The organism is Streptomyces sp. NPDC046349 (genome assembly GCF_055587885.1).
On sequence record NZ_JBVJFK010000007.1, the window covers coordinates 401,663 to 424,558 of the forward strand.

Consider the following 22,896-nt stretch of genomic DNA (forward strand, 5'->3'; position numbering starts at 1 on the left):
ACCGAATGGCCCGGTGGGCACGGCTGTTGGCGGAGCGGAATGGACGGAGGGTGACCGGAATTCCGGCGGTCCCTCATGCCTGTGAATCCGTCAGGGAATTCACGGCTTGTTCGGCACGACCTAAAGGGATTACCTTCGCGATCGATCCGGGTGGATCGCCGAATCCTGCCGCCGCCCGGAAACCGCAACCGAACCATTTCGCGCGGCAGGAGCGGGGGAACCAGGTAAGCCGCTGCGCCGGAGATCTTTTCTCCGGTACGGCTCGGGGTGAAGTCGTTCATGTCCCGTACATGTACGGCCGGACATCTCCAGTCCGAACCCGACAGCTCACCTCGCAGGCGCCGGAGAGGAATGCGTCATGCCTGCAAAGGGTAAGCACCGCCGTCCCAAGTCCCTTTCCATCCGCCGCGGATTCGCGGTCGCAGGCACCGGCGGCGCGGCCCTCGCCCTGCCGCTGATCGGCGCCGCCGGCGCCCACGCCGGCGGAGTGGCGGCGGCCCCCGCCGTCGCACCCGCGGTGGCCCCGCAGGTTCCCACCGCCCTCCAGGCCGCCCCGGCGGCAGCCGTGGAGGCCGCGCAGGCCGCGCCGACCGTCTACACGGTCGTCCCGGGCGACTGCCTCTCCGAGATCGCCGCCGAGCGCAACCTGCCCGGCGGCTGGCAGCGGCTGTACGAGCAGAACCGTGAGGCGGTCGGCAGCGACCCGTCGCTGATCCACCCCGGCCTGAAGCTGACCCTCGGCGGCCGCGGCCAGGCCGCCCCGGTCGACGCCGTCCGCGCCCCGCGCACCGCCCCCGAGGCCGGCGCGAAGGCCGCCCCGAAGGCCCAGTCGAAGCGGGCCGTGCAGCCCGCCGCCCCGCAGACGCAGCGGGAATCCGCTCCCGAGGCACCCGCCGCCCCCGCCGAGGCGCCCGCCGCACAGCCGGCGGCCTCCGGATTCGTGGCCCCGGTCAGCGGCGGCGTCTCCACCCAGTACAAGGTCGCGGGCGCCATGTGGTCCTCCGGCTACCACACCGGCGTCGACTTCATCGCCCCCATGGGCACCACCGTCAAGGCCGTCGGCGCGGGCACCGTGGTCTCCGCGGGCTGGAGCGGCGCGTACGGCAACGAGGTCGTCATCCGGCACGCGGACGGCAAGTACTCGCAGTACGCCCACCTGTCCCAGCTCTCCGTCTCCTCCGGCCAGAGCGTCACCGCCGGCCAGAGCATCGGCCTCTCCGGTTCCACCGGCAATTCGACCGGCCCGCACCTGCACTTCGAGATCCGCACGAGCCCGTCCTACGGCTCGGACATGGACCCGATCGCCTACCTCCGCTCGAAGGGCGCCAGCCTCTGACGGCAACCGCCGACGGGCCGCGGACACGCGTGGGGCCGGGACCCGAGGGGGGTCCCGGCCCCACGTGTACTTATTCCTTACCTCTCACGTGGTACAGATCACGGCCCGTCAACCCCTCATTACGTTGGCGTAGGTTGGTTACGGGAGTGAAGGATGGGCTCTCGTGGCAGCGACGACGACGAAACTCAAGACCATCGGCTCGTACGCGGCGATCGGGGACAGCTTCACAGAGGGCGTGGGGGACCCGGGGCCCGGGGATTCTTTTCTCGGCTGGGCGGACCGGCTCGCCGTGCTCCTGGCCGATCAGCGCGAAGAGCACGACTTCCGGTATGCGAATCTCGCGGTGCGCGGGAAGCTCCTCGACCAGATCGTGGCCGACCAGGTGCCGAGAGCCAAGGCCCTCGCCCCGGACCTCGTCACCTTCTGCGCGGGCGGCAACGACATCATCCGGCCCGGCAGCGACCCCGACGACGTGGCGGAGCGGTTCGAGGCGGCCGTCGCCGACCTCACCGGGGCCGTCGGCCATGTCATGATCACCACCGGCTTCGACACCCGCGGGGTGCCCGTCCTCAAGCACATCCGGGGCAAGGTCGCCACGTACAGCGCACACGTGCGGGCCATCGCCGACCGCTACGACTGCCCGGTGCTCGACCTCTGGTCGCTGAAGTCCGTACAGGACCGGCGCGCCTGGGACGCCGACCGGCTGCACCTCTCGCCCGAGGGCCACACCCGCGTCGCACTGCGCGCCGCACAGGTGCTCGGCCTGGAGGTGCCCGCCGACCCCGATCAGCCGTGGCCGCAGCTGCGCCCGCGCGGCTCGGTGGACACGACCCGCGACAACATCCAGTGGGCCCGCGAGTACCTGGTGCCGTGGATCGGCCGCCGACTGCGCGGCGAGTCCTCCGGCGACCACGTCGAGGCGAAGCGGCCGGACCTGCTGCCGCTGTAGCAGCAGGTGACGGGGCGGGCGGGAGGGGCAGGGGGGAGGAGCAGCCGGAATCCTTCGGGACCGGTGTGCGTTGGGATGGTCGTAGCGATACGACCGCCCCGACCCCATCCTCCCTGGAGGCGCTTTGACCGGCTCCCGTCCCCTCCGTCCGCGGCTGCGCGCCATGCGGCCCGAAGCCTTCGGCGCGGACCCGTCCGGCGCCAGGCTGGAGCGGATCCGCCGCTCGCCGAACTTCGCCGACGGCGTCTTCCAGAACCCGGTCGGGGCCCGGAACAGGCCCTCGGGGTCGATGACGGAGTTCGCGAAGATCTACTTCCACCGCGAGCAGCGGCTCCGGCGCAGCCCGGCTGCGGCCATTCCGGTGCACCCGACCACCCTCGCGGATCTGGCGAAGCCGCCCGCGAGCGGTCTGCGCCTGACCTGGATGGGCCACTCCAGCGTGCTCGCCGAGATCGACGGGCACCGGGTGCTGTTCGACCCGGTGTGGGGCGAGCGCTGCTCCCCCTTCCCCTTCGCCGGCCCCAAGCGGCTGCACCCGGTGCCGGTCCCGCTGGCCGCGCTGGGCCAGGTGGACGTCGTGGTCATCTCGCACGACCACTACGACCACCTCGACCTGCCGACGATCAAGGCGCTGGCCGGTACGGACACGGCCTTCGCCGTCCCCCTCGGGGTCGGCGCGCACCTGGAGCGCTGGGGCGTGTCGGCCGACCGGCTGCACGAGCTCGACTGGAACGAGACCACCCGGATCGCCGGGCTGTCCCTCACGGCGACCCCCGCCCGGCACTTCTGCGGCCGCGGCCTGCGCAATCAGCAGCACACCCTGTGGGCCTCCTGGGTGGTCGCGGGGGGCGAGCACCGGATCTACCACAGCGGCGACACCGGCTACTTCCCCGGCTTCGCGGAGATCGGCGCCGCGCACGGCCCGTTCGACGCCACGATGATCCAGATCGGGGCCTATTCGGAGTACTGGCCCGACATCCACATGACCCCCGAGGAGGGCATGCGCGCCCACCTCGACCTCCAGGGCGGCACCCCGCACGGCACCATGCTGCCGATCCACTGGGGCACCTTCAACCTGGCCCTGCACCCGTGGGAGGAACCGGGCGAGGGCACGCTGGCCGCCGCGGAGGCCGCCGGAGCGGCCGTCGCGCTGCCGATCCCGGGCCAGCCGTTCGAGCCCGGCACCGAGGGGGCGCCCGGCGAGCCGTGGTGGCGGCCGTTCGTCGCCGGGGCGACGGCCGGCGGGCCGGTGGACGGGCCCGGGGCCGTGCCGCCGCACGAGGCCGGCGCAGCAGCGGCGACAGCGGCCCGCGTGGCGTCGTCGGCGGTGAGCGGGCAGGAGAAGCCGGAGTCCGTCGGGTCGTAGCGGGCGAGAGAAGCGGCGGCAGGCCTGTGCCGCCCCCCGCCCGGGCGGGGGGCGGCACAGGTGTTCCCGGGCGGCAGGAGGGTGCCGCCGGGCGGCCGCAGCGCCCTGACCGGCGCATTCGGGCTGCTGTGCGAGCGCTCCACCGGGAGCGGGAAGGACCCCCGCGAAGTTCTCCAACTGGCGGTCCGCGGCGGGATGGTGGGGTCTAGCGTGGGTATTCGGTGATCAACACCGGGCCCCGGGATTCGCTGGGGGCCGGGCCCCACGTACCGAGGACGCCGATGTCCGGACTCCGCGCCGCCCGCCACGCCCCGTCGAGACACGCCGTCACCGGTCCCGGCCGGCAGATACGCCCCCAGCTGGTACGCGCCGCGCTCCTGCCGACCCTCGCCGCCGCACTCAGCGGCGCCGCCGCGGTGATCTTCACCCTCCAGCTCGGCGGCGGAGCCGGCGACCGCGACGCCCGCCTCTGGCCGGTGCTCACCGGCTGCGCCCTGCTCACCGCCGGCGCCCTCGCCGCCGCCCTGCTCGGGGCCCAGCGTGCCGCGAAGGCCGTACGGGACCGGTGCGAGGCGCTGCGCCGCTCCAGCGTGCGCGGCCGCCAGGAGCTGCTGACGGCCGCCGACCGGCTGGAGCGGGGCGAGACGCCGCCCCGGCCGGTCCGGGGCGGGCCGATCGCCACGCTCACCGGGGGCGACCCGGCGGGAGTGGACGAGTTCTGGCTGCTCTCCCAAGAGCTGCGCGGCGCCCGCGAACAGGCCCACACGACCCTGGTACGCCTGGCCGGACCGGCCGCCCCGACCGACAGCGAGCGCAAGGTCGAGGTCTTCGTCAACCTCGCCCGCCGGCTCCAGTCCCTCGTCCACCGCGAGATCTCGCTGCTGGACGACCTGGAGGACACGGTCGAGGACCCGGACCTGCTCAGGGAGCTCTTTCACGTCGACCACCTCGCCACCCGGATCCGCCGCCACGCCGAGAACCTCGCGGTGCTGGGCGGCGCGGCCTCGCGCCGCCAGTGGACCCGGCCGATCGACCTGAGCGAGGTCCTCCGCTCCTCGGTCGCGGAGGTCGAGCAGTACACCCGGGTCAAGGTGGTGCCGCCGGCGGGCGGCAGCGTACGCGGACACGCCGTCGCCGACGTGGTGCACCTGCTGGCCGAACTCGTCGAGAACGCCACGGTGTTCTCCGCCCCCGACACCGATGTGGTGCTGCGCGCCGAGCGGGTCACCGCCGGAATCGCGGTCGAGGTGGAGGACCGGGGACTGGGCATGCCCCCCGAGGAACAGCACCGGATGAACGCGCTGCTCGGGGACCCAGACCAGGTCAGCGTCCGGAGCCTGCTCGCGGACGGGCGGATCGGCCTGTACGTCGTCTCGACCCTGGCCCGGCGGCACGGGATCGCCGTCGAGCTCAAGTCGAACATCTACGGCGGCGTCACCGCCGTGCTGGTGCTGCCGCAGGAGCTGCTGGGCGCGGCCGAGGCGGGCGACGCGGCCGGGGGCTCGCGGCTGACGCCGCCCCTGGAACCGGTCCGCATGCCGCTGCCCCGCCGGGCGGACCCGACCGTCCCCACCCACCGCCCCGAACCCGCACCGGCCCCATGGCCCCCGCCCGAGTCCCGGGGCGCCACCACAGCGGGCACCGGCGGCGGACCGTCGGCCCGGCCGGGGGACCCGACCGCTTCGGCGAGCTGGGCCGACCCCGGCTCGGCGTCGGCATGGCCGGCGGACGGCGGTGCGGTGGGCGAGCCCGCCACCGGGCCGGTTGCCGCGGCCGGGTCGGCAGCCGCCCCCCCGTACGGCCGGGAGCCCGCCCGAGCGGCCGACACCCGGCCGGCATCCGGTGGTGGCGCGGCGGGCGAGCCCGCCACCGGGCCGGTGTCCCGCCCGGGGACTGCGGTCGGACAGTGGGCCGAGCCCGTGACCCGGGCGGAACCCGAGGGCGCTGCGCCGGTCGGGCGGACGGCCCACCGGGGGGCCGGCCCCGCGCCGGGCGACGGCGCGGCCGGCGAGCCCGGGATCGGCCCGGTGCCCGATCCCGGGGCGGACGTGTGGGACGCGTCCGCGACTGCGTCCGGGTTGTGGGACGCAACGAGGGCTGGGGTCACCGGCGGGTCGGCGGCGGATCCACGGGCCGTGACCGGCGGTGGGTCGTCGGGCCGGCCCGAGTCCGGGATCGGGCGGCCGGGTGAGCCCGAGACCTGGTCAGAGCCGGGGCCCGGGCCGCAGGACGCGTCCGTGGCCGGCTCTGCGGCGGACAGGGGGCCGTCGGCCGGGACCGGCTCGGGGGCGGGCGCGTGGGACGCGCCCGGGACCCCGTGCGACCTTGGCGGCGCGGTCGGCGCGGAGTCGGTGCCGACGCATCCATGGGCCGTGACCCGTGGTGGGCCTGGGGCCGCCGCGGGGCCGCGGGCGGTGCCGACAGCGGGACGGGCCTGCGGGGCGGAGCCCGGTTCCGCGTCGGATGCCCGGCCCGCGCCCTCAGGCGATCCCCGCACCGGGGCGGATGCCTGGTCCCCATCCGGCGGTGTGCCCTCAGGCGAGACCTGGGCGGCGGGCTGGTCCGGGGCCGGCGCGGATGCCCGGCCGGGGTCCGGGCTGGGGGAGTCCGCCGGGCGCGATGCGGGCCAACGGCCCGTGCTGCCCCGGCGCCGCGCCCAGCAGCACCTCGCGCCCCAGCTGCGCGGCGCACCCGCCCCGCGGCGCCCCGCGGACGGCGAGCAGCCCGTGCACGACCCCGGCCTCATGGCCGCCTTCCAGCGGGGCTTCGGCCTCGCGCAGTCGGAGAACCAGGCATGAGCCCCAGCACCTCCGGCACCTCCAGCACACCCAGCAACCTCGGCAAGGAGCGCACCACCATGGGCGGCGAAATGGCGACGGAGACCGGCAGCCGGCTCTCGGATCTCGACTGGCTGCTCAGCGGGCTGGTTCAACGCGTGCCGTACACCCGCAGTGCCGTACTGCTCACCGCGGACGGGCTCGTGACCTGCGTCCACGGCATGGACCCCGACAGCGCCGACCACATGGCGGCCCTCGCATCCGGCCTCTACTCACTCGGCCGCAGCGCAGGCGCCCGCTTCAGCGAGGGGGCAGAGGTACGGCAGGTCGTGGTCGAGCTGGACACGGCGCTCGTCTTCGTGTCCGCAGCCGGGTCCGGGACCTGCCTGGCCGTCCTCGCCGACCGGGAGGCCGACGCCGGTGTCCTGGGCTACGAGATGGCGATGCTGGTCAAGAGCGTCCGCCCGTACCTCGCGGCCGCGCCCCGGCGGCCCGCCGCGAACGTGGAGCGATGAGGGCCCACCGCAGGGCGGCGTACGGCACAGGGCGGGGGGACACGCCGTGGCTCGACGGCTCGGCGGGGCGCGTGATGCGCCCGTACACCGCCAGTGGCGGCCGGACCAGACCGGGTATCGCGCTCGACCTGCTGTCGCTGATGACTGCGACCGGCGTGCGCCCGCGCGTCCCGCTCGGGGCCGAGCACACCCACGCGCTGCGGCTGTGCGCCGGTGCGGCGGCGGTCACCGTCGCCGAACTGGCGGGCCAGCTGCGGCTGCCCGCCACGGTGGTCAAGGTGCTGCTGTCCGATCTCATGGACTACGGGGCCGTGATGGCGCAGTCGCCGCGGTTCCCGGGCGGAGGGTCGTTCGCCGCCGATGACCGGTCCCTCCTCCTGGCGGTGCTCGATGGCCTACGCAAACGACTGTGACGCCCCGGTGACGCTGAAGGTGCTGGTCGCGGGGGGATTCGGGGCGGGGAAGACCACCTTCGTGGGGGCGGTGAGCGAGATCGAGCCGCTCAGCACGGAGGAACTGCTCAGCGACCTCGGCGCCGGCGCCGATCCGCTGCACGGGGTGGAGGCCAAGACCACGACGACCGTCGCGCTCGACTTCGGCCGGATCACCCTGGACGACCGCCACGTGCTCTACCTCTTCGGGACGCCCGGCCAGCACCGTTTCTGGTTCCTGTGGGAGGAGCTGTGCGCGGGCGCGCTCGGCGCCGTGGTGCTCGCGGACACGCGCCGCCTCGCGGACTGCTTCCCGGCCGTGGACTTCTTCGAGCGGCGCGGGATCGGCTTCGTCCTCGCCGTCAACGAGTTCGACGGCTGCCACCGCTACACGCCCGACGAGGTCAGGGACGCGGTGGGACTGACGCCCGAGGTACCCGTCGTACGCTGCGACGCGCGTCTGACGAGTTCCGGGACGGTGACGCTCGCCGCCCTGGTCCGTCACCTGCTGTGCACGTCCGCGGCCCGATCGACATCGCCGACATCGCCGACACTGTTACCGGAGCCGGGGGAATGATGCCCTCCTACGAATCGACCGGACACCTGCTGCTCACGCCCGTGGACCGGGAGGCGCCCGCGCGAGCCGTTCGGCTGCGCGAACTGGGGCTGGGGGAGCGGGTGGACACCGAACTGGACGCCTTCGCGCGGCGCGTGGCGGACGTCCTCGGCGCCCCCTGCACGGGGGTGAACTTCGTCGGCGAGGAACGCCAGTTCTTCGCGGGCCTGCACCACGCGCCCGGCGCCCCCGCCGGCGGCTACCCGGCCCGGGTCCTGCCCCGCGACCACGGCTACTGCCCGCACGTGGTGGTGCGCAGGCGCGCGCTGGTGCTGGAGGACGTGCGCGACTTCGCCCGGTTCGCAGGCAACGCGGTGGTGGACGGGAGCGGGGTCCGCTCCTACCTGGGGGCCCCGCTGACCAACCGGCGCGGGATCGTCCTCGGCACGGTGTGCGCGGTGGACGTGGTGCCGCGACGGTGGGGGACGGAGGGGCTCGCCACCGCGAAGGAGCTGGCGGCCGAGCTGGTGGCCGTGCTGCACGAGCGGGAGGACCGGCGCGCATGAGCCCGGTTGTCGGTGGCGGGGGCTACCGTCGTCGTACGAGGATCCGCCCGAGCCGGAGACCGGAGAGGAGTCCCGGGAATGGCCGCCACCGTGGAGCACGTCCGTCTGATCGCACTGTCCCTCCCGGACAGCACGGAGAAGCCGGCATGGGGCATGCCCACCTTCCGCGTGGGCGGGAAGATCTTCGCCGCGCTCGCGGACGACGACACCGCGATCGGGGTGAAATGCCCCAAGGAGGAACGGGCCGAGCTGATCGCGGCGGAACCGGAGAAGTTCTTCATGCGCGCCGGTCACGACGACAACTACGCGTGGATCCGGGTCCGCCTGGCCGCGGTGCAGGACGAGGCCGAACTGCGCTCGATCCTGACCGACTCCTGGCTCCAGGCCGCCCCGAAACGCCTGGTCGCGGCCCATCCGGAGGTGGCGGCCGGCACCGCCTGACCTGATCGCGAACCGGTGCCGGAAAGGCGCGCGCGACCACCCACAGAAATGCGGTATCGTTCTCATGCGCGTTCGGCCGGGGGAAACCCCAGGTCAGCGGGCATCGGGACGTGGCGCAGCTTGGTAGCGCACTTGACTGGGGGTCAAGGGGTCGCAGGTTCAAATCCTGTCGTCCCGACTCGAAAGAGTCGCAGATCAGGGGCCGTTTCGGAGCAATCCGAACCGGCCCTCTGGTCGTTTTCGGGGACCGTGGGGACCGGCGCACTCGACTGATCCGAAGCGCACCTTGACCCGGTCGAGGTGCGCTGCCCGCTCGTATGGCGTCGAGGTGGGTGGAGGTGGCCCAGGTCGTCGCCACCGTCCTCACCGTCTTCGTGATCGGTCCGGGGAGCGCCGGCACCCGGCGCTCCGCCGACGGAAGGGATCCCGGTGCCGGACCGGGGCCGAGCGGTGGCGTTCACCGGCCTGCGGGGAACCGCCCGCGTCGGGGCACCGAGTCCAGGAGGAGCCGGGTGTACGGGTGTTGCGGAGCGTCCAGGACCCGCGAGGCCGGGCCCGTCTCCACGACGTGACCGGACTTGAGCACGAGGACCTCGTCGGCGATGTGCCGGACCACCGCCAGGTCGTGCGTGACGAACAGGTAGCCGATACCCGACGCGCTGCGGATCCGCCCGAGGAGTTCGAGTATCTGTGCCTGGATCGACACGTCGAGCGCGGCGACGGCCTCGTCCAGGACGAGGACCCGGGGCTCCACGGCAAGGGCGCGGGCGATCGCCACGCGCTGCCGCTGGCCGCCGGAGAGGTCACGGGGGAGGGCGGCGGCCTCGCGTGTGCCGAGACCGACCTGGTCCAGGAGTTGGGCGGCCCGGGCGGCGCGGGCCGGCGCGTCGAGAGCCGTGTGGAGGCGCAGCACCTCCTCCAGACATCCGGAGACGGTCACCCGGGGATCGAGCGAGAGGTACGGATCCTGGAAGACCATCTGGATCTCCCGGGCCCTGGCCAGCCGTTCCGCCCGCCGCCGGGGCCGCTCGGAGCGGTCCCGGCCGTCCAGGTGGACGGTCCCGCCGTCCGGGCGCTCCAGGCCGACCAGCATCCGCACCGTGGTCGTCTTGCCGCTGCCCGACTCGCCGACGATCGCGAGGCAGCCCCCGGGCGCCAGGGAGAACGACACGCCGTCGACCGCCGTGTGGTCCCCGTACCGCTTCCGCAGACCCTCGACGACCAGTCTGTCGACGACCGGTTCCTCTTTCGCTGAGGCGGTCACAGCGTGATCCCTTCGTCGGCGCGGTGGCAGGCGGCGAGTCCGTCGCCGTGCCGGGTGAGTGCGGGCTTCTCCTCGGAGCAGCGCGGCAGCGCGTGGGCGCAGCGCGCGGCGAAGGCGCAGCCCGGCGGCGCCTCGGCCAGGGAGACGGGACGCCCGGGGATGGGACGGGGGGCGGGCGCACCCGCCTCGATGCTCGGCGTGCAGGCGAGCAGCCGTGCGGTGTACGGGTGCCGCGGGCGGTCGAACAGCTCGTCGGTGCCGCGCGTCTCCACGATCCGGCCCGCGTACATCACATAGACCCGGTCACACACGGTGGCGGCCAGTTCGAGGTCGTGGGTGACGAAGAGCAGGCCGGCGCCGCGCTCGGCACGCAGCCGGGTGAGGAGTGCGACGATCTCCGCCTGGGTCGTGACGTCCAGGGCGGTGGTCGGCTCGTCGGCGACGATCAGCGCGGGTTCCGCCGCGAGCGCGGCGGCGATGACCACCCGTTGGAGCATGCCGCCGGAGAACTCGTGCGGACGGCGGCGCAGGGCGCCGCGCGGATCCCGGATACCGACCGCGTCGAGGAGGTCAAGGGCCCGCGCGGTCGCGGTGGCGGCCGGAGTCCCGGCCGCGCGCAGCCCTTCGGTGAGGAAGTCGCCGATGCGGCGCAGCGGGTTCACGGATGCACGCGGGTCCTGGTGGACCATCGCGACCTGCCGGGCCCGAAGCCCGGTCAGCTCCGCCCGGCTCATGGTGAGTACGTCCCGGCCGGCGACCCGGACCTCGCCACTGGTGCGTGCGCCGGCGGGCAGCAGCCCGAGGACGCTGCGGCACGCGACCGACTTGCCGGAGCCCGACTCGCCGACGAGGCCGATGCTCTCTCCGGGGCGTACCCGCAGGCCGACTCCGTCGAGGATCGGCCGTGCGGCCCGGTCGCCGGTCAGCCGGACCTCGAGCCCGTCGATCTCCAGGACCGGATCCCTGCCGCCGGCCGCGACCGGACTCGCGCCCCTCTGTTCCCGCTGTTCCTTCACGCGGTTCACCGCCTCCGCCTCGCTATCCGGTCGGCGAGACCCTCGCCGACGATGCCGAACGCCACCACGGCGAGCACGATGCACGCCGAGGGCGCGAGGGCGGGCAGCATCGCCCCCTGCTGGACTGCCGACTGGCCCTCGTTGATCATGGCGCCCCAGTCGGCGGTCGGCGGCTGCACGCCGAAGCCGAGGTAGGAGAGCGCCGCCAGGTCCATCAGCGCGTACCCGAAGTTCATCGCGGACTGGGCGAAGACGGTGGGGGCGATGTTGGGCAGCAGGTGGCGCAGGCAGACGCTCCAGCCGGACCAGCCCTGCACCCGGTAGGACTCGATGTACGGGCGGGCCTTCTCCTGGCGCGCGATGCCGCGGACCAGGCGGCCCACGTACGGGGTGTAGGCCACCGCCATCGCGATCACGGGCGCGGTCATCCCCGGGCCGACGACGGAGACGAGCAGGATGGCGAGCAGGAGTCCGGGGATCGCGAAGGCCATGTCCATCGAGCGGGACAGGACCGCGTCCGCCAGGCCGCCGCGCCAGGCCGCCACCACGCCGAGCAGGGTGCCGGCCAGAGTGGAGATGCCGACGACGAGCAGCGGGCCGAGCAGCCCGGTGAGGGCCCCGTGCATCAGCCTCGACAGGATGTCCCGCCCGGACTGGTCGGTGCCCAGGGGGTGCTCGCCGGTGGTCCCGGCAAGGCTCGCCGAGAGGTCGACGGCTTCGGGGTCGTACGGCGCGAGGACGGGGGCGAGCACGGCGATCAGGACGAGAGCGGCGAGCACCGCGACCGAAGCGGTGAACAGCGGTCCGCGGGCGACGAGGCGCAGTGCGCGCAGCCCGGGCCTGCGGCGCAGGACGGCGGGCTCCGCAGGTGCGGTGGCGGTCATGAGGAGCCTTCCCCGTGGAGCGACAGCCGGGGGTCGATGAGGGGGGCGAGCAGGTCGACCGCGAGGTTGACGAGGACGAAGGCGCCCACACTGAGGAGGGTGATCGCCTGCACGACGGCGAAGTCCTTGGCGGTGACCGACTGTACGAGCAGCGAACCGAGGCCGGGCACGTCGAAGGCGGTCTCGACGATCGAGGTGCTGATGAGGAGTCCGGCGAGCATCGTGCCACCGACGGTGACGACCGGGCCGAGTGCGTTGCGCAGGACGTGGCGACGGACCACGGTCCGCCCCGGGACGCCGCGGGCGCGTGCCACCTCGACGTGTTCCCGGCCGAGTTCGTCGAGCATCGCCGACCGGGTCACCCGGGCGAGCAGCCCCGCGAAGGTCATCGCCAGGGCGACGGCCGGCAGGGTCAGGTGGTACAGCCCTTCGGAGAATCCGACGGGTGTGCCGCCGGGGCCGGGGAACCATCCCAGTCGGACGGAGAACAGGGACACCAGCGCGATCGCGGTCACGAAGGACGGGGTGGCCGTGGCGAGGCCGCTGCCGAGGAGCACCGCGCGGTCCAACGGCCCGGGCCGCAGCGCGGCGAGGACACCTGCCGCCATGCCGATGACGGCGACGAGCAGCGCCGCGTACCCCACGAGCAGGGCAGTGCCGGGCAGTCGGGATCCGACGAGCGCGGAGACGTCCTGGTGGAACTGGGCGGAGCGGCCGAAGTCGCCCTGGAGGACGCCGCCGAGCCACTTCGCGTACTGCACGGTCAGCGGGTCGTCCAGGTGGTACTGGGCGCGCAGGGCCGCCACGGCCTCGGGGGTCGCGGGGCGCCCGTGGAGCAGGAAGGACACCGGGTCGCCGGGGGCCAGGTGGATGCTGCCGAAGACCACGAGGGAGGTCGCGAACAGTACCGCCACCAGGCCGAGGACGCGTCCGAGGAGGTAGCGCGTCATTTCGCCGCGGCCCCGATCGTAGCGGCCCACGGGTAGTACAGCTGGGCGATCCCGGTCGGGGCGCCGGTCACGCGCTTGCCGAGGAAGAGCACATAGGGCGCTTCGTAGACGGGGATGACCGGCAGCTCGCGCATCGCGATCTTCTGGAGTTCGGCGGTCAGCTCCGCGCGCCGGCCCGCGTCGGGTTCGGCGTTGGCCCGGTCGAAGGCGGCGTCGAACTCGGCGTTCGACCAGTTGCCGTAGTTCCCGAAGTCGCCCGTGCGCAGGTACTGGTAGAACTCCAGCGGGTCCGGGGTGTTGTCGTACCCGTTGGTGATGACCAGGTCCAGGCCGGCGCGTGCGCTGGGGTCGACGAAGATGCTGCTGTACGCCTCGGGGGGTACCGACTTCAGCTCGACGTCGAGGCCGATCTCCCGGCCGGCGGCCTGCACGGCGTTGGCGACGACGCTGATCTCGGGGGCGAGCGTGCTGGTGACCAGGGTGATCTTGCGGCCGCCGGCACCGGCCTCCTGGACGAGTTTCTTCGCGGCGTCGATGTCGTGCCGGGGATCGGGCAGGGTGTCATAGAGCGCGGCGGTCTTCTCCGGGGCCAGCGCCCACGCGCCGCGCGCGGCGGGGGCCTTGGCGGGGACGCCGACACCGCCGGCCGCGGCCTTGATGATGTCCTTCCGGTCGAGCGCCAGGGAGAGGGCCTCGCGCACCTTCACGTCGCCGAGCGGCCCGCCGAAGTCGAGCACGGCGAGGTTCGACGCGGCGGTGTTGGGGCCGAAGAGGACGCTGCCCTTGCCGCTGGAACGCAGCCGGCCGATCGTGGCGGGGGCCACCATGTATCCGCCGTCCGCGGTGCCGGAGAGGAAGGCGTTGGTGCGGGCCGCCGGGTCCTCGATGAAGGTGAACTTCACGGCGGCGGACTTGGGTGCGAGCTGGGGGTCCCAGTAGGCGTCGTGCCTCTTCAGGGTGATCTCGGTGCCCTGGGACCAGGTGTCGAGGGCGTACGGACCGGTGCAGTTGACCTTGCCCGCGGGGGTGCCGTAGTCCTTGCCCGCCTCGGCGAGGGTGGCGGCGCTCTCGACGGTGCCGGGGGAGGCGGCCATCAGCTCGTGGAGCAGGATGTCGGGCTTGGTGAGCCGGAGTGTCACCTCCAGCGGTCCGGTCTTCTCGACGGCGTCGACGTTCTTGAACGCCGACGCCCAGGGGGAGCCGGTCCGCGGGTCCATCTGGCGCCGGAGGGAGGCGACCACGTCGTCGGCCGTCATGGTCGTGCCGTCGTGGAACTTCACCCCGGGGCGCAGGGTGTAGACCAGCGTGAGCGGGTCGGGGCGCTCGTACTTCACCGCGAGGCCGGGCTCGATCCTCATGTCGGGCGTGACCCGCATGAGCTGCTCGCACACGTTGGCGAGCACGGTGTTCGGCGGGTAGTCGTACGCGAGGGCGTAGTCCAGCGTGTACGGCTCGGCGTACAGGGACCAGGTGAAGGAGTCCAGCGGGCCCTGGGCGGCCGGCGAGAGCGGAGCGACCTCGAAGTCGGTGCCGCCGGCGGTCTTGGGCGTGGTGGCGCCGGAACAGGCACCGGTGGTGGCCGCGAGGGCGGCGGCGCAGAGGAGAAACACCATGCTTCGGGACATGCGCATGCAGACCCACCCCTTTACGGGTGTAGTGACGGGCGCTGGGGGATGGAGCGAGTATTGATGCGGGAACGTTCCCGCACAAGGCTGTGCGGGAACGGTTTTGCAAAGGTCGCGAGGGTGGCAGCATCAGTCGCATGACCGAAGCCTCACCGCCCGGCGGGCAGCCCTCGCCGCCCCTCCCGCGCGTCCGCCTCGTCGACGTGGCCCGCGAGGCGGGCCTGTCCAAGACGACCGTCTCGGCGGCACTGAACGGCACCGGAAGGCTCTCTCCCGAAGTCCGGGAGAGAGCCCGCGAGGCCGCGCGCAGAATGGGCTACCGGCCCAATGCCACCGCGCGCCGGCTGCGAGCGGGACGGGCCAGATTGATCGGATACGTGGTCGGGGAGTTCGCCGACGCCCCCTGGACCTTCCTGGAGTCGCCGTACTTCGCCCGGCTGACCGCGGCCACCGCGGCGACGTCGCTGCGACGCGGCTACGCCATGGTGCTGCTGCCCGCCGGATCCCTGCAGAGCGAGTGGGCCGATCTGGCACTCGACGCGGTGGTCGTCGCCGACCCCGTCGCCGACGACCCGACCGTCGAGGACCTCCTCGCCGCCCGTATTCCCGTGTTCAGCGACCGCTCCGTCGAGGGGCGGCCCGGGGCCTACTGGGTGGACGTGGACGCGGGCGCCGCCGTGCGCGGGGCCCTCGACCACCTCCGGGAGCAGGGCGCTCGACGTCCCGTCCTCGTGGTGCCGGACAGCACCACCCGTTTCCACAGCGAGGTGTTCGCCGCGCACCGGGAGTGGTGCGCCGCCCACGGCCTGCCGGAACGGGTGGTGCGCGTCCCGGCGCCGGGCAACGGTCCCGTCGTCCGCGCCGTCGAGACCGCCCTCGCGGGTGACACGGCGGCCGGCCCGGCGCGGCCCGACGCCCTCCTGGTCGTGGCGGAGGCGAGTCCGCCGCTCGTCCTGGACGCGGCACGCCGGCTCGGCTACGAGGTCCCCGGCGACCTGCTCCTCGTCTGCGTGAGCGAGGACGTCACCGCCGAGCACACCGAGCCGCCCGTGACCACCCTGAGCCTGCGGCCCGAGGCGATCGCGGAGGCGGGCATCGACATGCTCGTGGCGGTCCTGGAACACGGCGACGGGGGGACGGCGGGGGCGCTCGTCCCGACCCGTCTCGAGGTCCGTGCGTCATCGGTCCGGCCGCCTCAGCCCGAGTGCACGAGCCGGCCGCCGACATAGGTCCGCTCCACCCGGGCCTGCGCGATCTCCTCCGCGGGCGCCGTGAGGACGTCGCGGTCCAGGACGACGAGGTCCGCGAGGTTGCCGACCCGCAGGCTGCCCGCGTCGTCGTGACCGTTCACATGGGCGGCCCCGGCGGTGTAGGCGGCCAGCGCGGTCGGCAGGTCGAGCCGCTGCTCGGGGTAGAAGACCCGGCCGTGGCCCGGCTCGGGATCCCGGCGGTTCACGGCCACGTGAAGGCCCGCCAGCGGATCAGGGCTGCTCACAGGCCAGTCGCTGCCCGCGACGAGGGTCGCGCCGGCGCGCACCAGGTCGCCGAACGGGTACTGCCAGGCGGCACGCTCCGGACCCAGGAACGGGATGGTCAGGTCATCCATCTGGGGCTCGTGGGCCGCCCACAGGGGCTGGATGTTGGCCAGGGCGCCGAGCGGGGCGAAGCGGGAGAGGTCCTCGGGGTGGACGACCTGGAGATGGGCGAGGTGGTGCCGGTTGCCGCGGTGTCCGTTGGCCGCCACCGCCGCCTCGATCGCGTCCAGGGCCTCGCGCACGGCCCGGTCGCCGAGGGCGTGGAAGTGCACCTGGAAGCCCAGGGCGTCGAGCTCCGTCACGTATCCGCGCAGCGCCGCGGGATCGACGAAACTCAGGCCGCTGTTGGCGGTGGCGCAGCCGCAGCCGTCCAGATAGGGGGAGGTCATGGCAGCGGTGAAGTTCTCCGCGACACCGTCCTGCATGATCTTCACCGAGGTGGCGCGGAACCGTCCGGCCCGCAACTTTTCGCGGCGGGCCACCAGTTCGGGGATCTGCTCGGCGCCCCGTGCCCGGTCCCACCACAGCGCCCCGGTCACGCGGGCGGTGAGTGAGCCGTCCCCCGCCGCGGCCAGGTACGCGTCCGAGGGGTCGGGCCGGCCGTTGAGTTCACCGAGCATGGCGTCCTGCCAGCCCGTGATGCCGAGGGAGTGGAGCAGCTTCTGGGCCCGGAGCAGCCCGGCGAGGAGTTCCGCCGGCGTGCTCGTCGGCACCAGCCGGCCGACCAGCGAGGTGGCGCCCTCCTGGAGCATGCCGCTGGGAGTGCCGTCCGGCTCGCGCTCGATCCGGCCGTCGGCGGGATCAGGAGTGGCGGCCGTGATTCCGGCGAGTTCCAGCGCCCGGGTGTTGGCCCAGGCGCCGTGGTGGTCCCGGTTGGACAGGAAGACCGGGCGGTCCGGGACGACGGAGTCGAGCAGGTGGCGGGTCGGCAGTCCACCCTCGAAGCTCTCCATCGACCAGCCGCCACCGGTGATCCACTCGCGGTCGGGATGCGCGTCCGCGTACGCGCGGACCAGAGTCAGGTAGTCGTCCACGCCGACGGTCTCGGTCAGATCGCACTCGGCCAGTTCCACTCCGGCGAAGACCGGGTGGATGTGGGCGTCCTGGAAGCCGGGAAGCAGCAGCTTCCCCGTCAGGTCGACCACCTCGGTGCCGGGCCCCACGAGTTCCCGTACCTCGTCGTGGCCGACGGCCGTGATCCTGTCGCCGGTGACGGCGAGCGAGGTCGCCCGGGTGCGGGCCGGGTCCACCGTGAAGACGGGGCCGCGGGTGAAGACCAGATCGGCTTTGGCCATTCGAAAGCTCCAGAGCGTGAGGCGACGGGGTGGGCGCCATGGAACCGGCAAGGCCGTTTACACGTCAATGATGTTGACGTAAGGTCCCGGCCATGTCCGAACGTGTCATCCCCGAAGGCGGACGCCGGCGCCGCAGGCCCACCAAGCAGGGCGCCGTCCTCTCGGAGCAGCTCATCGTCGAGACGGCGCTGCGGCTGGTGGCCCAGCACGGCGCCGAAGCGCTCTCCGTACGCAGACTGGGCGCCGCGCTCGGCGCCGACCCGAGCGCGCTCTACCGCTACTTCCGCAACACCGACGCCCTCCTGCTCGCCCTCGCGGACGAACTGATCGGGCGGGCGCAGGAGGGCTGGCGGGCAAGCGGAGACTGGCGGGAGGACCTGCGGTCGATGGGCCTGCGGATCCACGCCTGCTACCTCTCCCACCCGCAGGCCGCCGTTCTCGGCGCGTACCGCACCACGGGACTCCCCCACGAGACCCGGGCCGTCGAGCGCATCCTCGGCATCCTCCGCTCGGCGGGATTCCCGGACCCCCTGGCCGTCCGCGCCTACCACGCGTTCGTCGACCAGGCACTGGCGTTCGCCGCCCAGGACGCCGCCGCGCTCGCGCTGCCGAAGGCCGCCCGGGAGGCGGACGAGGCGGTATGGAACTCGGTCTACGGCAGGCTGTCGGCCGACACCCACCCGCACATCGCCGCGGTCTTTCCGGTGCTCGCCGCCGACATGCGCGACAGCGGCTACCCTTTCGCCCTGGAACTGATGCTCAGCGCGCTGGCGGCGCTCCGCCCGGCGGCGACCGGGGCCTGACGCGCCTCCGCCCCGCGGGCGGGCCTCGTCGCGTGCGCCCCGTCAGGACAGGGCCCGCCAGGTCTCGTTGAGCGCCTTGCGGAACGCGTCGGTCTCCTCGGGGCTCAGGCCGGAGGTCATGCGTTCCTCGATACGGCGTGCCGGCTCGGCGTACTCGGCGAGCAGTCGCCGCCCGGGGGCGGCGAGCAGAATGAGGCGTTCGCGGCGGTTGGCCGGATTGGGCTCGCGGCGGATCAGGCCGCGGCTCTCCAGTGCGCGGACCATGTCGGCCATCGACTGGGCGGTGACGAAGGAGTCGCGGGCGAGCTGCGCCGCGGAGATGCCGTCGTGCCGCTCCAGCACCGTCAGGGCGGTGTACTGCAGTGCCGTGACCCCGGCGGGCTTGAGCAGCTCCTCCAGCCTGGCGCGTACCACCAGTTCCGTTCTCTTGATCAGGTAGAGCAGCGAAGTGCTCACGTTCATCCTCCCGTCGTGACGGCCCGCGCGGGCTGCTCGTGCCGCGGCCGGTGCCGTGTCACCGGGGTGGCGGCGCCTCCACACCCTAGGGCATTGACAGGAATCCTGCCGATTCCTCAGACTGCGTTCATCAGGATTCCTGTCGATCCCGGCTCGGGCCGGCGCTTCGGCATTCCTTCTCCCACCACTTCAGAGAGGCACCTCTCATGGATCTTCAGGGCAAGGTCGCCGTCGTCACCGGCAGCGGACGCGGCCTCGGACTGGCATACGCCCAGGCTCTCGCCGCCGCGGGTGCCGCCGTCGTCGTCAACGACGTCGACCAGGACACGGTGGATGCAGCCGCTGCCTCGATCACCTCCCGGGGCGGCGCGGCGACCGGCGTCGTCGCGGCCGTGGGCGACGGCGAGGCGGCCCAGCGGCTCGTGGACGCGGCGGTCGGGGAGTTCGGGCGCCTGGACGTACTCGTCACCAACGCCGGCATCCTGCGCGACCGCGTGCTGTGGAAGATGACCGACGAGGATTTCGACGACGTCGTCCGCGTCCACCTGCGCGGCACGTTCACCTGCGCACGCGCCGCCGCCGTCCGCATGCGCGAGCAGGGCACCGGCGGCCGGCTCGTCCTGATCTCCTCGCCCGCCGGCCAGCGCGGCAACTTCGGCCAGACCAACTACGCAGCCGCCAAGGCCGGCATCGTCGCCATGGCCCGCACCTGGGCCATGGAACTGGGCCGTTCCGGCATCACCGTCAACGCCGTCGTCCCCGTCGCCGCGACCGAGATGACCAGGACCATCCCGGCGTTCGCCCCGGTCATCGAGGAGTCCGAGCGCAGCGGCGAGCCGCTGCCGGACTGGCTGCGCAAGGACGAGGGCCTCGGCAGCGTCGAGGACGTCGCCGGCCTGATCACCTTCCTGGCCTCGGACGCCTCCGGCGCGGTGACCGGGCAGGCCATCGGCATCGGCGGCGACCGGCTGGCGCTGTGGGCGCACCCCAAGGAGAAGGCGGTCGCGTTCGCCGACGGAGGCTGGAGCGGCGACGCCATCGCTGCCGCGTGGCCGGACGGCGTGGGCGCCGAGCCCGAGACCTACGGCATCCCCGCGCCCCAGGCACCGGAGGCGTGAGATGGCCGAGCGCACCCACGAACCCGCACCCGCACTCGACCTCGACGCGCTGACCGCCATCGACGTGCACACCCACGCGGAGGTCTCCAAGGACGGCCACCGGGCCCTCAGCCCCGAGCTGTTCGGCGCGTCCGAGGCCTACTTCAAGGCCCACGGCCACCGGCAGCCCACCATCGACGAGATGGCCGCGCACTACCGCGAACGCCGCATGGCAGCGGTCGTCTTCACCGTCGACGCCGAGCACTCCACCGGCCACCCCCGGATCTCCAACGAGGAGATCGCCGAGAGCTGCGCCGCCCACGCCGACGTCCTGATCCCGTTCGCCAGCGTCGACCCGCACAAGGGCCGTGCGGGCGTCCGCGAGGCCCGGCGCCTGGTGGAGGCGTACGGGGTGCGCGGTTTCAAGTTCCACCCGAGCATCCAGGCGTTCTCCCCGGACGACCGCCTCGCCTACCCGCTGTACGAGGCCATCGAGGAACTCGGCGTACCGGCCCTCTTCCACACCGGCCAGACCGGGATCGGCGCAGGCGTTCCGGGCGGCGGCGGCATCCGGCTGAAGTACTCGAACCCGATGGCCGTCGACGACGTAGCCGTCGACTTCCCCGAGCTGAGGATCGTCCTCGCACACCCGTCCTTCCCCTGGCAGGACGAGGCGCTCGCCGTCGCCACCCACAAGCCGCACGTCTACATCGACCTGTCCGGCTGGTCGCCCAAGTACTTCCCGCCGCAGCTCGTGCGGTACGCCAACACCCTTCTCCAGGACAAGGTCCTGTTCGGCTCCGACTATCCCGTCATCACCCCCGACCGGTGGCTCGCCGACTTCGCCGGACTCGACATCAAGCCCGAGGTCCGCCCGAAGATCCTCAAGGAGAACGCCGCCCGTCTGCTCGGCCTGTCCACCGACTGAAGGAAACGCTCGTGCTGAACCAAGGCATCGGCTCCTGGCCGGCCCGACGGGCCGGGCGGACACCCGACCGGACCGCCGTCGTCCACGGGGACCGCACCCTGACCTACCGGGATCTCCACCGGCGCGTCCAGCGGCTCGCCCACGGCCTGCGGGCCCTGGGCGTGGCGAGCGGCGACCGGATCGCCTACCTGGGCCCCAACCATCCGGCCTTCCTGGAGACGCTGTTCGCCGCCGGAGCGCTCGGCGCGGTCTTCGTCCCGCTCAACACCCGCCTGACCGCCCCGGAGCTCGCGTACAACCTCTCCGACTCGGGCAGCGTCGTCCTCGTCCACGCCCGCGAGCTGGCGGGGGCCGCACGCGCCGCCGCCGTCGAGGCCGGGGTGCGCCACCGCATCGCGCTCGAAGGAGCCGACGGACCGGGCGAGGCCGGCGGCGCCCTCGGGTACGAGGAGTTGCCGGCCAGCGCCGCGGACGGGTCCCTGGACGTGGCCGTGCGCCCCGAGGACCCGTGCATGATCATGTACACCTCGGGGACCACGGGCCGCCCCAAGGGAGCCGTCCTCTCCCACGGCAACATCGTCTGGAACAGCGTCAACGTCCTCGTCGACACCGATCTCACCGCCGACGAGGTCACCCTGGTCACGGCCCCGCTGTTCCACACCGGCGCCCTCAACATGACCTGCCTGCCCACCCTCCTCAAGGGCGGCCGGGTGGTCCTGCTCCCGGCCTTCGACGCCGACCTGGTCCTCGACAGCGTCGAACGCCTGCGCGTCACTTACCTGTTCGGCGTCCCCACGATGTACGACGCCATGGCTGCCCGGCCGAGCTGGGCGAGCACCGACCTCTCCAGCCTGCGTACCCTCAACTGCGGCGGCGCACCCGTCCCGGCCCGCACCATCGCCGCGTACACCGACCGCGGGCTCGCCTTCAGCCAGGGCTACGGCCTGACCGAGGCGTCCCCCGGCGTCCTCTTCCTCGACCGGGAGCAGACGGCGGCCAAGGCCGGCTCCGCGGGCGTCGCGCACTTCTTCACCGACACCCGCATCGTCCGGTCCGACGGCACCGACACCGCACCCGGCGAACGCGGCGAGGTCCTCGTCCAGGGTCCCCACGTCATGACCGGCTACTGGAACCGGCCCGAGGACACGGCGGCCGCCTTCACCGACGGCGACTGGCTGCGCACCGGCGACATCGCCCGGACCGATGCCGACGGCTACGCCTACCTCGTCGACCGGGTCAAGGACATGTTCGTCTCCGGCGGAGAGAACGTCTACCCGGCCGAGGTCGAAGACGCGCTCCTCGACCACCCCGCCGTCGCCGAATGCGCGGTCATCGGCGTCCCCGACCCGGTCTGGGGCGAGGTCGGCCGGGCCGTCGTCGTCCTCAAGCCCGAGTTCCGTGTCGGCGGGGGAGACCTCCTCGGCCACCTGCGGGGCAGGCTCGCCAAGTACAAGATCCCGAAGTCGGTCGTCCTCACGGGCAGCTTGCCCCGTACGGCCTCCGGGAAGATCGTCAAATCCGCTGTCCGCGACACCTTCACCACCGGTCCCGCCGAACTCCCCCCGTCGTGACCGGCCTTCGAGCCCGACGTTCCCCCAGGACGCCTTCAGCGTCGCCCGCCCCATCGAAAGGTTTCCGCATGCCCATCGCCATCGCCGACGGTCTCGACGCACTCACCTCCCTCGGCGGAACCGACCTCGGCCGCACCGAGTGGCTCGAGATCACCCAGGACCGGGTGAACACCTTCGCCGACGCCACCGACGACCACCAGTGGATCCACACGGATCCGGAGAGGGCCGCGGACGGGCCCTTCGGCGGCCCCATCGCCCACGGCTACCTCACCCTCTCCCTGATCATCCCGCTCTTCGGCGAGCTGCTCGGCATCACCGGCACGAAGATGAGCGTCAACTACGGCCTGGACAAGGTCCGCTTCCCCAGCCCCGTGCGCGTCGGCGCGAGAATCCGTCTCCACGGCGCCGTCGGCACGGTGGAGGAGGTCAAGGGCAACGGCGTGCAGATGCCGGTCACCTTCACCGTCGAGATCGAGGGCGGTGACAAGCCGGCCTGCGTCGCCGAGGCCGTCTACCGCCACTACGCCTGACCCGC

22 protein-coding genes, 1 tRNA gene and 1 riboswitch are annotated in these 22,896 nt (G+C 73.3%); of the genes, 16 read left to right on the forward strand and 7 right to left on the reverse strand.

Going from position 1 to position 22,896, the window contains the following annotated elements; genetic code table 11:
* Positions 1-176 precede the first annotated feature (176 nt).
* Positions 177-356, forward strand: a riboswitch (cyclic di-AMP (ydaO/yuaA leader).
* A 2-nt stretch (positions 357-358) separates the two neighbouring features.
* The 10 genes from ACZ6JS_RS19205 (at position 359) to ACZ6JS_RS19250 (ending at position 9,115) form a co-directional block, all read left to right on the forward strand.
* Entirely contained in the window at positions 359-1,336 is a 978-nt protein-coding gene (locus tag ACZ6JS_RS19205) for a M23 family metallopeptidase (protein ID WP_469299347.1), read from the forward strand.
* 163 nt (positions 1,337-1,499) lie between these two features.
* On the forward strand, positions 1,500-2,285 hold the full coding sequence (locus ACZ6JS_RS19210; protein WP_469299349.1) for an SGNH/GDSL hydrolase family protein: 786 nt from the start codon (positions 1,500-1,502) through the stop codon (positions 2,283-2,285).
* Positions 2,286-2,448: 163 nt separating this feature from the next.
* Positions 2,449-3,651: an MBL fold metallo-hydrolase gene (locus ACZ6JS_RS19215; RefSeq protein WP_469299412.1), complete on the forward strand. Its 1,203-nt coding sequence runs from the start codon at positions 2,449-2,451 to the stop codon at positions 3,649-3,651.
* A 281-nt stretch (positions 3,652-3,932) separates the two neighbouring features.
* Complete coding sequence (locus ACZ6JS_RS19220) at positions 3,933-6,449, forward strand: ATP-binding protein (RefSeq protein WP_469299350.1); 2,517 nt, start codon at positions 3,933-3,935, stop codon at positions 6,447-6,449.
* A gap of 71 nt (positions 6,450-6,520) precedes the next feature.
* Positions 6,521-6,943: a roadblock/LC7 domain-containing protein gene (locus tag ACZ6JS_RS19225; RefSeq protein WP_469299414.1), complete on the forward strand. Its 423-nt coding sequence runs from the start codon at positions 6,521-6,523 to the stop codon at positions 6,941-6,943.
* Complete coding sequence (locus ACZ6JS_RS19230) at positions 6,940-7,356, forward strand: DUF742 domain-containing protein (protein WP_469299352.1); 417 nt, start codon at positions 6,940-6,942, stop codon at positions 7,354-7,356. The genes ACZ6JS_RS19225 and ACZ6JS_RS19230 overlap by 4 nt, the downstream gene beginning before the upstream one ends.
* Complete coding sequence (locus ACZ6JS_RS19235; RefSeq protein ID WP_469299353.1) at positions 7,334-7,951, forward strand: GTP-binding protein; 618 nt, start codon at positions 7,334-7,336, stop codon at positions 7,949-7,951. The genes ACZ6JS_RS19230 and ACZ6JS_RS19235 overlap by 23 nt, the downstream gene beginning before the upstream one ends.
* Positions 7,951-8,496: a GAF domain-containing protein gene (locus ACZ6JS_RS19240; RefSeq protein WP_469299415.1), complete on the forward strand. Its 546-nt coding sequence runs from the start codon at positions 7,951-7,953 to the stop codon at positions 8,494-8,496. The genes ACZ6JS_RS19235 and ACZ6JS_RS19240 overlap by 1 nt, the downstream gene beginning before the upstream one ends.
* A 78-nt stretch (positions 8,497-8,574) precedes the next feature.
* Positions 8,575-8,937 (forward strand): MmcQ/YjbR family DNA-binding protein, encoded by a 363-nt coding sequence (locus ACZ6JS_RS19245; protein WP_469299355.1) that lies wholly within the window; start codon positions 8,575-8,577, stop codon positions 8,935-8,937.
* A 104-nt stretch (positions 8,938-9,041) separates the two neighbouring features.
* Positions 9,042-9,115: transfer RNA gene (locus ACZ6JS_RS19250), tRNA-Pro, on the forward strand.
* Between the two features lie 279 nt (positions 9,116-9,394).
* On the opposite strand, the gene ACZ6JS_RS19255 is transcribed toward ACZ6JS_RS19250, so the two are convergent.
* The 5 genes from ACZ6JS_RS19255 to ACZ6JS_RS19275 are packed head-to-tail and all read right to left on the reverse strand — an operon-like array spanning position 9,395 to position 14,682.
* On the reverse strand, positions 9,395-10,201 hold the full coding sequence (locus tag ACZ6JS_RS19255; protein ID WP_469299356.1) for an ABC transporter ATP-binding protein: 807 nt from the start codon (positions 10,199-10,201) through the stop codon (positions 9,395-9,397).
* A complete protein-coding gene (locus tag ACZ6JS_RS19260) occupies positions 10,198-11,217 on the reverse strand; it encodes an ABC transporter ATP-binding protein (RefSeq protein ID WP_469299416.1) in 1,020 nt (339 codons plus the stop codon). Before ACZ6JS_RS19260 ends, ACZ6JS_RS19255 begins: the two co-directional genes overlap by 4 nt.
* Positions 11,218-11,222: 5 nt before the next feature.
* Entirely contained in the window at positions 11,223-12,101 is an 879-nt protein-coding gene (locus tag ACZ6JS_RS19265) for an ABC transporter permease (protein ID WP_469299357.1), read from the reverse strand.
* The gene (locus ACZ6JS_RS19270; protein ID WP_469299359.1) at positions 12,098-13,051 is read right to left on the reverse strand and encodes an ABC transporter permease; all 954 of its coding nucleotides are present in this window, start codon (positions 13,049-13,051) and stop codon (positions 12,098-12,100) included. The genes ACZ6JS_RS19265 and ACZ6JS_RS19270 overlap by 4 nt, the downstream gene beginning before the upstream one ends.
* Positions 13,048-14,682, reverse strand: a complete 1,635-nt coding sequence (locus ACZ6JS_RS19275; RefSeq protein WP_469299361.1) for an ABC transporter substrate-binding protein — start codon at positions 14,680-14,682, stop codon at positions 13,048-13,050. The genes ACZ6JS_RS19270 and ACZ6JS_RS19275 overlap by 4 nt, the downstream gene beginning before the upstream one ends.
* A 131-nt stretch (positions 14,683-14,813) precedes the next feature.
* On the opposite strand from ACZ6JS_RS19275, the gene ACZ6JS_RS19280 reads away from it, so the two are divergent.
* On the forward strand, positions 14,814-15,905 hold the full coding sequence (locus tag ACZ6JS_RS19280) for a LacI family DNA-binding transcriptional regulator (RefSeq protein WP_469299362.1): 1,092 nt from the start codon (positions 14,814-14,816) through the stop codon (positions 15,903-15,905).
* Here the strand turns inward: ACZ6JS_RS19280 and ACZ6JS_RS19285 are convergent.
* The gene (locus ACZ6JS_RS19285; protein ID WP_469299363.1) at positions 15,872-17,506 is read right to left on the reverse strand and encodes an amidohydrolase; all 1,635 of its coding nucleotides are present in this window, start codon (positions 17,504-17,506) and stop codon (positions 15,872-15,874) included. The two genes, ACZ6JS_RS19280 and ACZ6JS_RS19285, sit on opposite strands and share 34 nt — an antisense overlap.
* 92 nt (positions 17,507-17,598) lie before the next feature.
* Between ACZ6JS_RS19285 and ACZ6JS_RS19290 the strand changes: the two genes are divergently transcribed.
* On the forward strand, positions 17,599-18,309 hold the full coding sequence (locus ACZ6JS_RS19290) for a TetR/AcrR family transcriptional regulator (protein ID WP_469299365.1): 711 nt from the start codon (positions 17,599-17,601) through the stop codon (positions 18,307-18,309).
* A gap of 42 nt (positions 18,310-18,351) precedes the next feature.
* On the opposite strand, the gene ACZ6JS_RS19295 is transcribed toward ACZ6JS_RS19290, so the two are convergent.
* Positions 18,352-18,771, reverse strand: a complete 420-nt coding sequence (locus tag ACZ6JS_RS19295) for a MarR family winged helix-turn-helix transcriptional regulator (RefSeq protein ID WP_469299367.1) — start codon at positions 18,769-18,771, stop codon at positions 18,352-18,354.
* Between the two features lie 200 nt (positions 18,772-18,971).
* On the opposite strand from ACZ6JS_RS19295, the gene ACZ6JS_RS19300 reads away from it, so the two are divergent.
* The 4 genes from ACZ6JS_RS19300 (at position 18,972) to ACZ6JS_RS19315 (ending at position 22,891) form a co-directional block, all read left to right on the forward strand.
* Positions 18,972-19,883 carry an SDR family oxidoreductase gene (locus ACZ6JS_RS19300; RefSeq protein ID WP_469299368.1) on the forward strand — a complete coding sequence of 304 codons (912 nt, stop codon included), beginning with the start codon at positions 18,972-18,974 and terminating at the stop codon, positions 19,881-19,883.
* Position 19,884: 1 nt separating this feature from the next.
* Positions 19,885-20,790, forward strand: a complete 906-nt coding sequence (locus ACZ6JS_RS19305; protein ID WP_469299370.1) for an amidohydrolase family protein — start codon at positions 19,885-19,887, stop codon at positions 20,788-20,790.
* A gap of 11 nt (positions 20,791-20,801) precedes the next feature.
* Positions 20,802-22,361 carry an acyl-CoA synthetase gene (locus tag ACZ6JS_RS19310; RefSeq protein WP_469299371.1) on the forward strand — a complete coding sequence of 520 codons (1,560 nt, stop codon included), beginning with the start codon at positions 20,802-20,804 and terminating at the stop codon, positions 22,359-22,361.
* A 68-nt stretch (positions 22,362-22,429) separates the two neighbouring features.
* The gene (locus ACZ6JS_RS19315; protein WP_469299373.1) at positions 22,430-22,891 is read left to right on the forward strand and encodes a MaoC family dehydratase; all 462 of its coding nucleotides are present in this window, start codon (positions 22,430-22,432) and stop codon (positions 22,889-22,891) included.
* Positions 22,892-22,896 lie beyond the last annotated feature (5 nt).

Bases quoted from the DNA above. Each gene is read 5' to 3' on its own strand.
- ACZ6JS_RS19205 (WP_469299347.1), top strand. From the start codon at position 359: ATGCCTGCAAAGGGTAAGCACCGCCGTCCCAAGTCCCTTTCCATCCGC.
- ACZ6JS_RS19215 (WP_469299412.1), top strand. From the start codon at position 2,449: ATGCGGCCCGAAGCCTTCGGCGCGGACCCGTCCGGCGCCAGGCTGGAG.
- ACZ6JS_RS19220 (WP_469299350.1), top strand. From the start codon at position 3,933: ATGTCCGGACTCCGCGCCGCCCGCCACGCCCCGTCGAGACACGCCGTC.
- ACZ6JS_RS19225 (WP_469299414.1), top strand. From the start codon at position 6,521: ATGGCGACGGAGACCGGCAGCCGGCTCTCGGATCTCGACTGGCTGCTC.
- ACZ6JS_RS19230 (WP_469299352.1), top strand. From the start codon at position 6,940: ATGAGGGCCCACCGCAGGGCGGCGTACGGCACAGGGCGGGGGGACACG.
- ACZ6JS_RS19235 (WP_469299353.1), top strand. From the start codon at position 7,334: ATGGCCTACGCAAACGACTGTGACGCCCCGGTGACGCTGAAGGTGCTG.
- ACZ6JS_RS19240 (WP_469299415.1), top strand. From the start codon at position 7,951: ATGCCCTCCTACGAATCGACCGGACACCTGCTGCTCACGCCCGTGGAC.
- ACZ6JS_RS19245 (WP_469299355.1), top strand. From the start codon at position 8,575: ATGGCCGCCACCGTGGAGCACGTCCGTCTGATCGCACTGTCCCTCCCG.
- ACZ6JS_RS19265 (WP_469299357.1), bottom strand. From the start codon at position 12,101: ATGACCGCCACCGCACCTGCGGAGCCCGCCGTCCTGCGCCGCAGGCCC.
- ACZ6JS_RS19270 (WP_469299359.1), bottom strand. From the start codon at position 13,051: ATGACGCGCTACCTCCTCGGACGCGTCCTCGGCCTGGTGGCGGTACTG.
- ACZ6JS_RS19275 (WP_469299361.1), bottom strand. From the start codon at position 14,682: ATGCGCATGTCCCGAAGCATGGTGTTTCTCCTCTGCGCCGCCGCCCTC.
- ACZ6JS_RS19280 (WP_469299362.1), top strand. From the start codon at position 14,814: ATGACCGAAGCCTCACCGCCCGGCGGGCAGCCCTCGCCGCCCCTCCCG.
- ACZ6JS_RS19285 (WP_469299363.1), bottom strand. From the start codon at position 17,506: ATGGCCAAAGCCGATCTGGTCTTCACCCGCGGCCCCGTCTTCACGGTG.
- ACZ6JS_RS19290 (WP_469299365.1), top strand. From the start codon at position 17,599: ATGTCCGAACGTGTCATCCCCGAAGGCGGACGCCGGCGCCGCAGGCCC.
- ACZ6JS_RS19295 (WP_469299367.1), bottom strand. From the start codon at position 18,771: ATGAACGTGAGCACTTCGCTGCTCTACCTGATCAAGAGAACGGAACTG.
- ACZ6JS_RS19300 (WP_469299368.1), top strand. From the start codon at position 18,972: ATGGATCTTCAGGGCAAGGTCGCCGTCGTCACCGGCAGCGGACGCGGC.
- ACZ6JS_RS19305 (WP_469299370.1), top strand. From the start codon at position 19,885: ATGGCCGAGCGCACCCACGAACCCGCACCCGCACTCGACCTCGACGCG.
- ACZ6JS_RS19315 (WP_469299373.1), top strand. From the start codon at position 22,430: ATGCCCATCGCCATCGCCGACGGTCTCGACGCACTCACCTCCCTCGGC.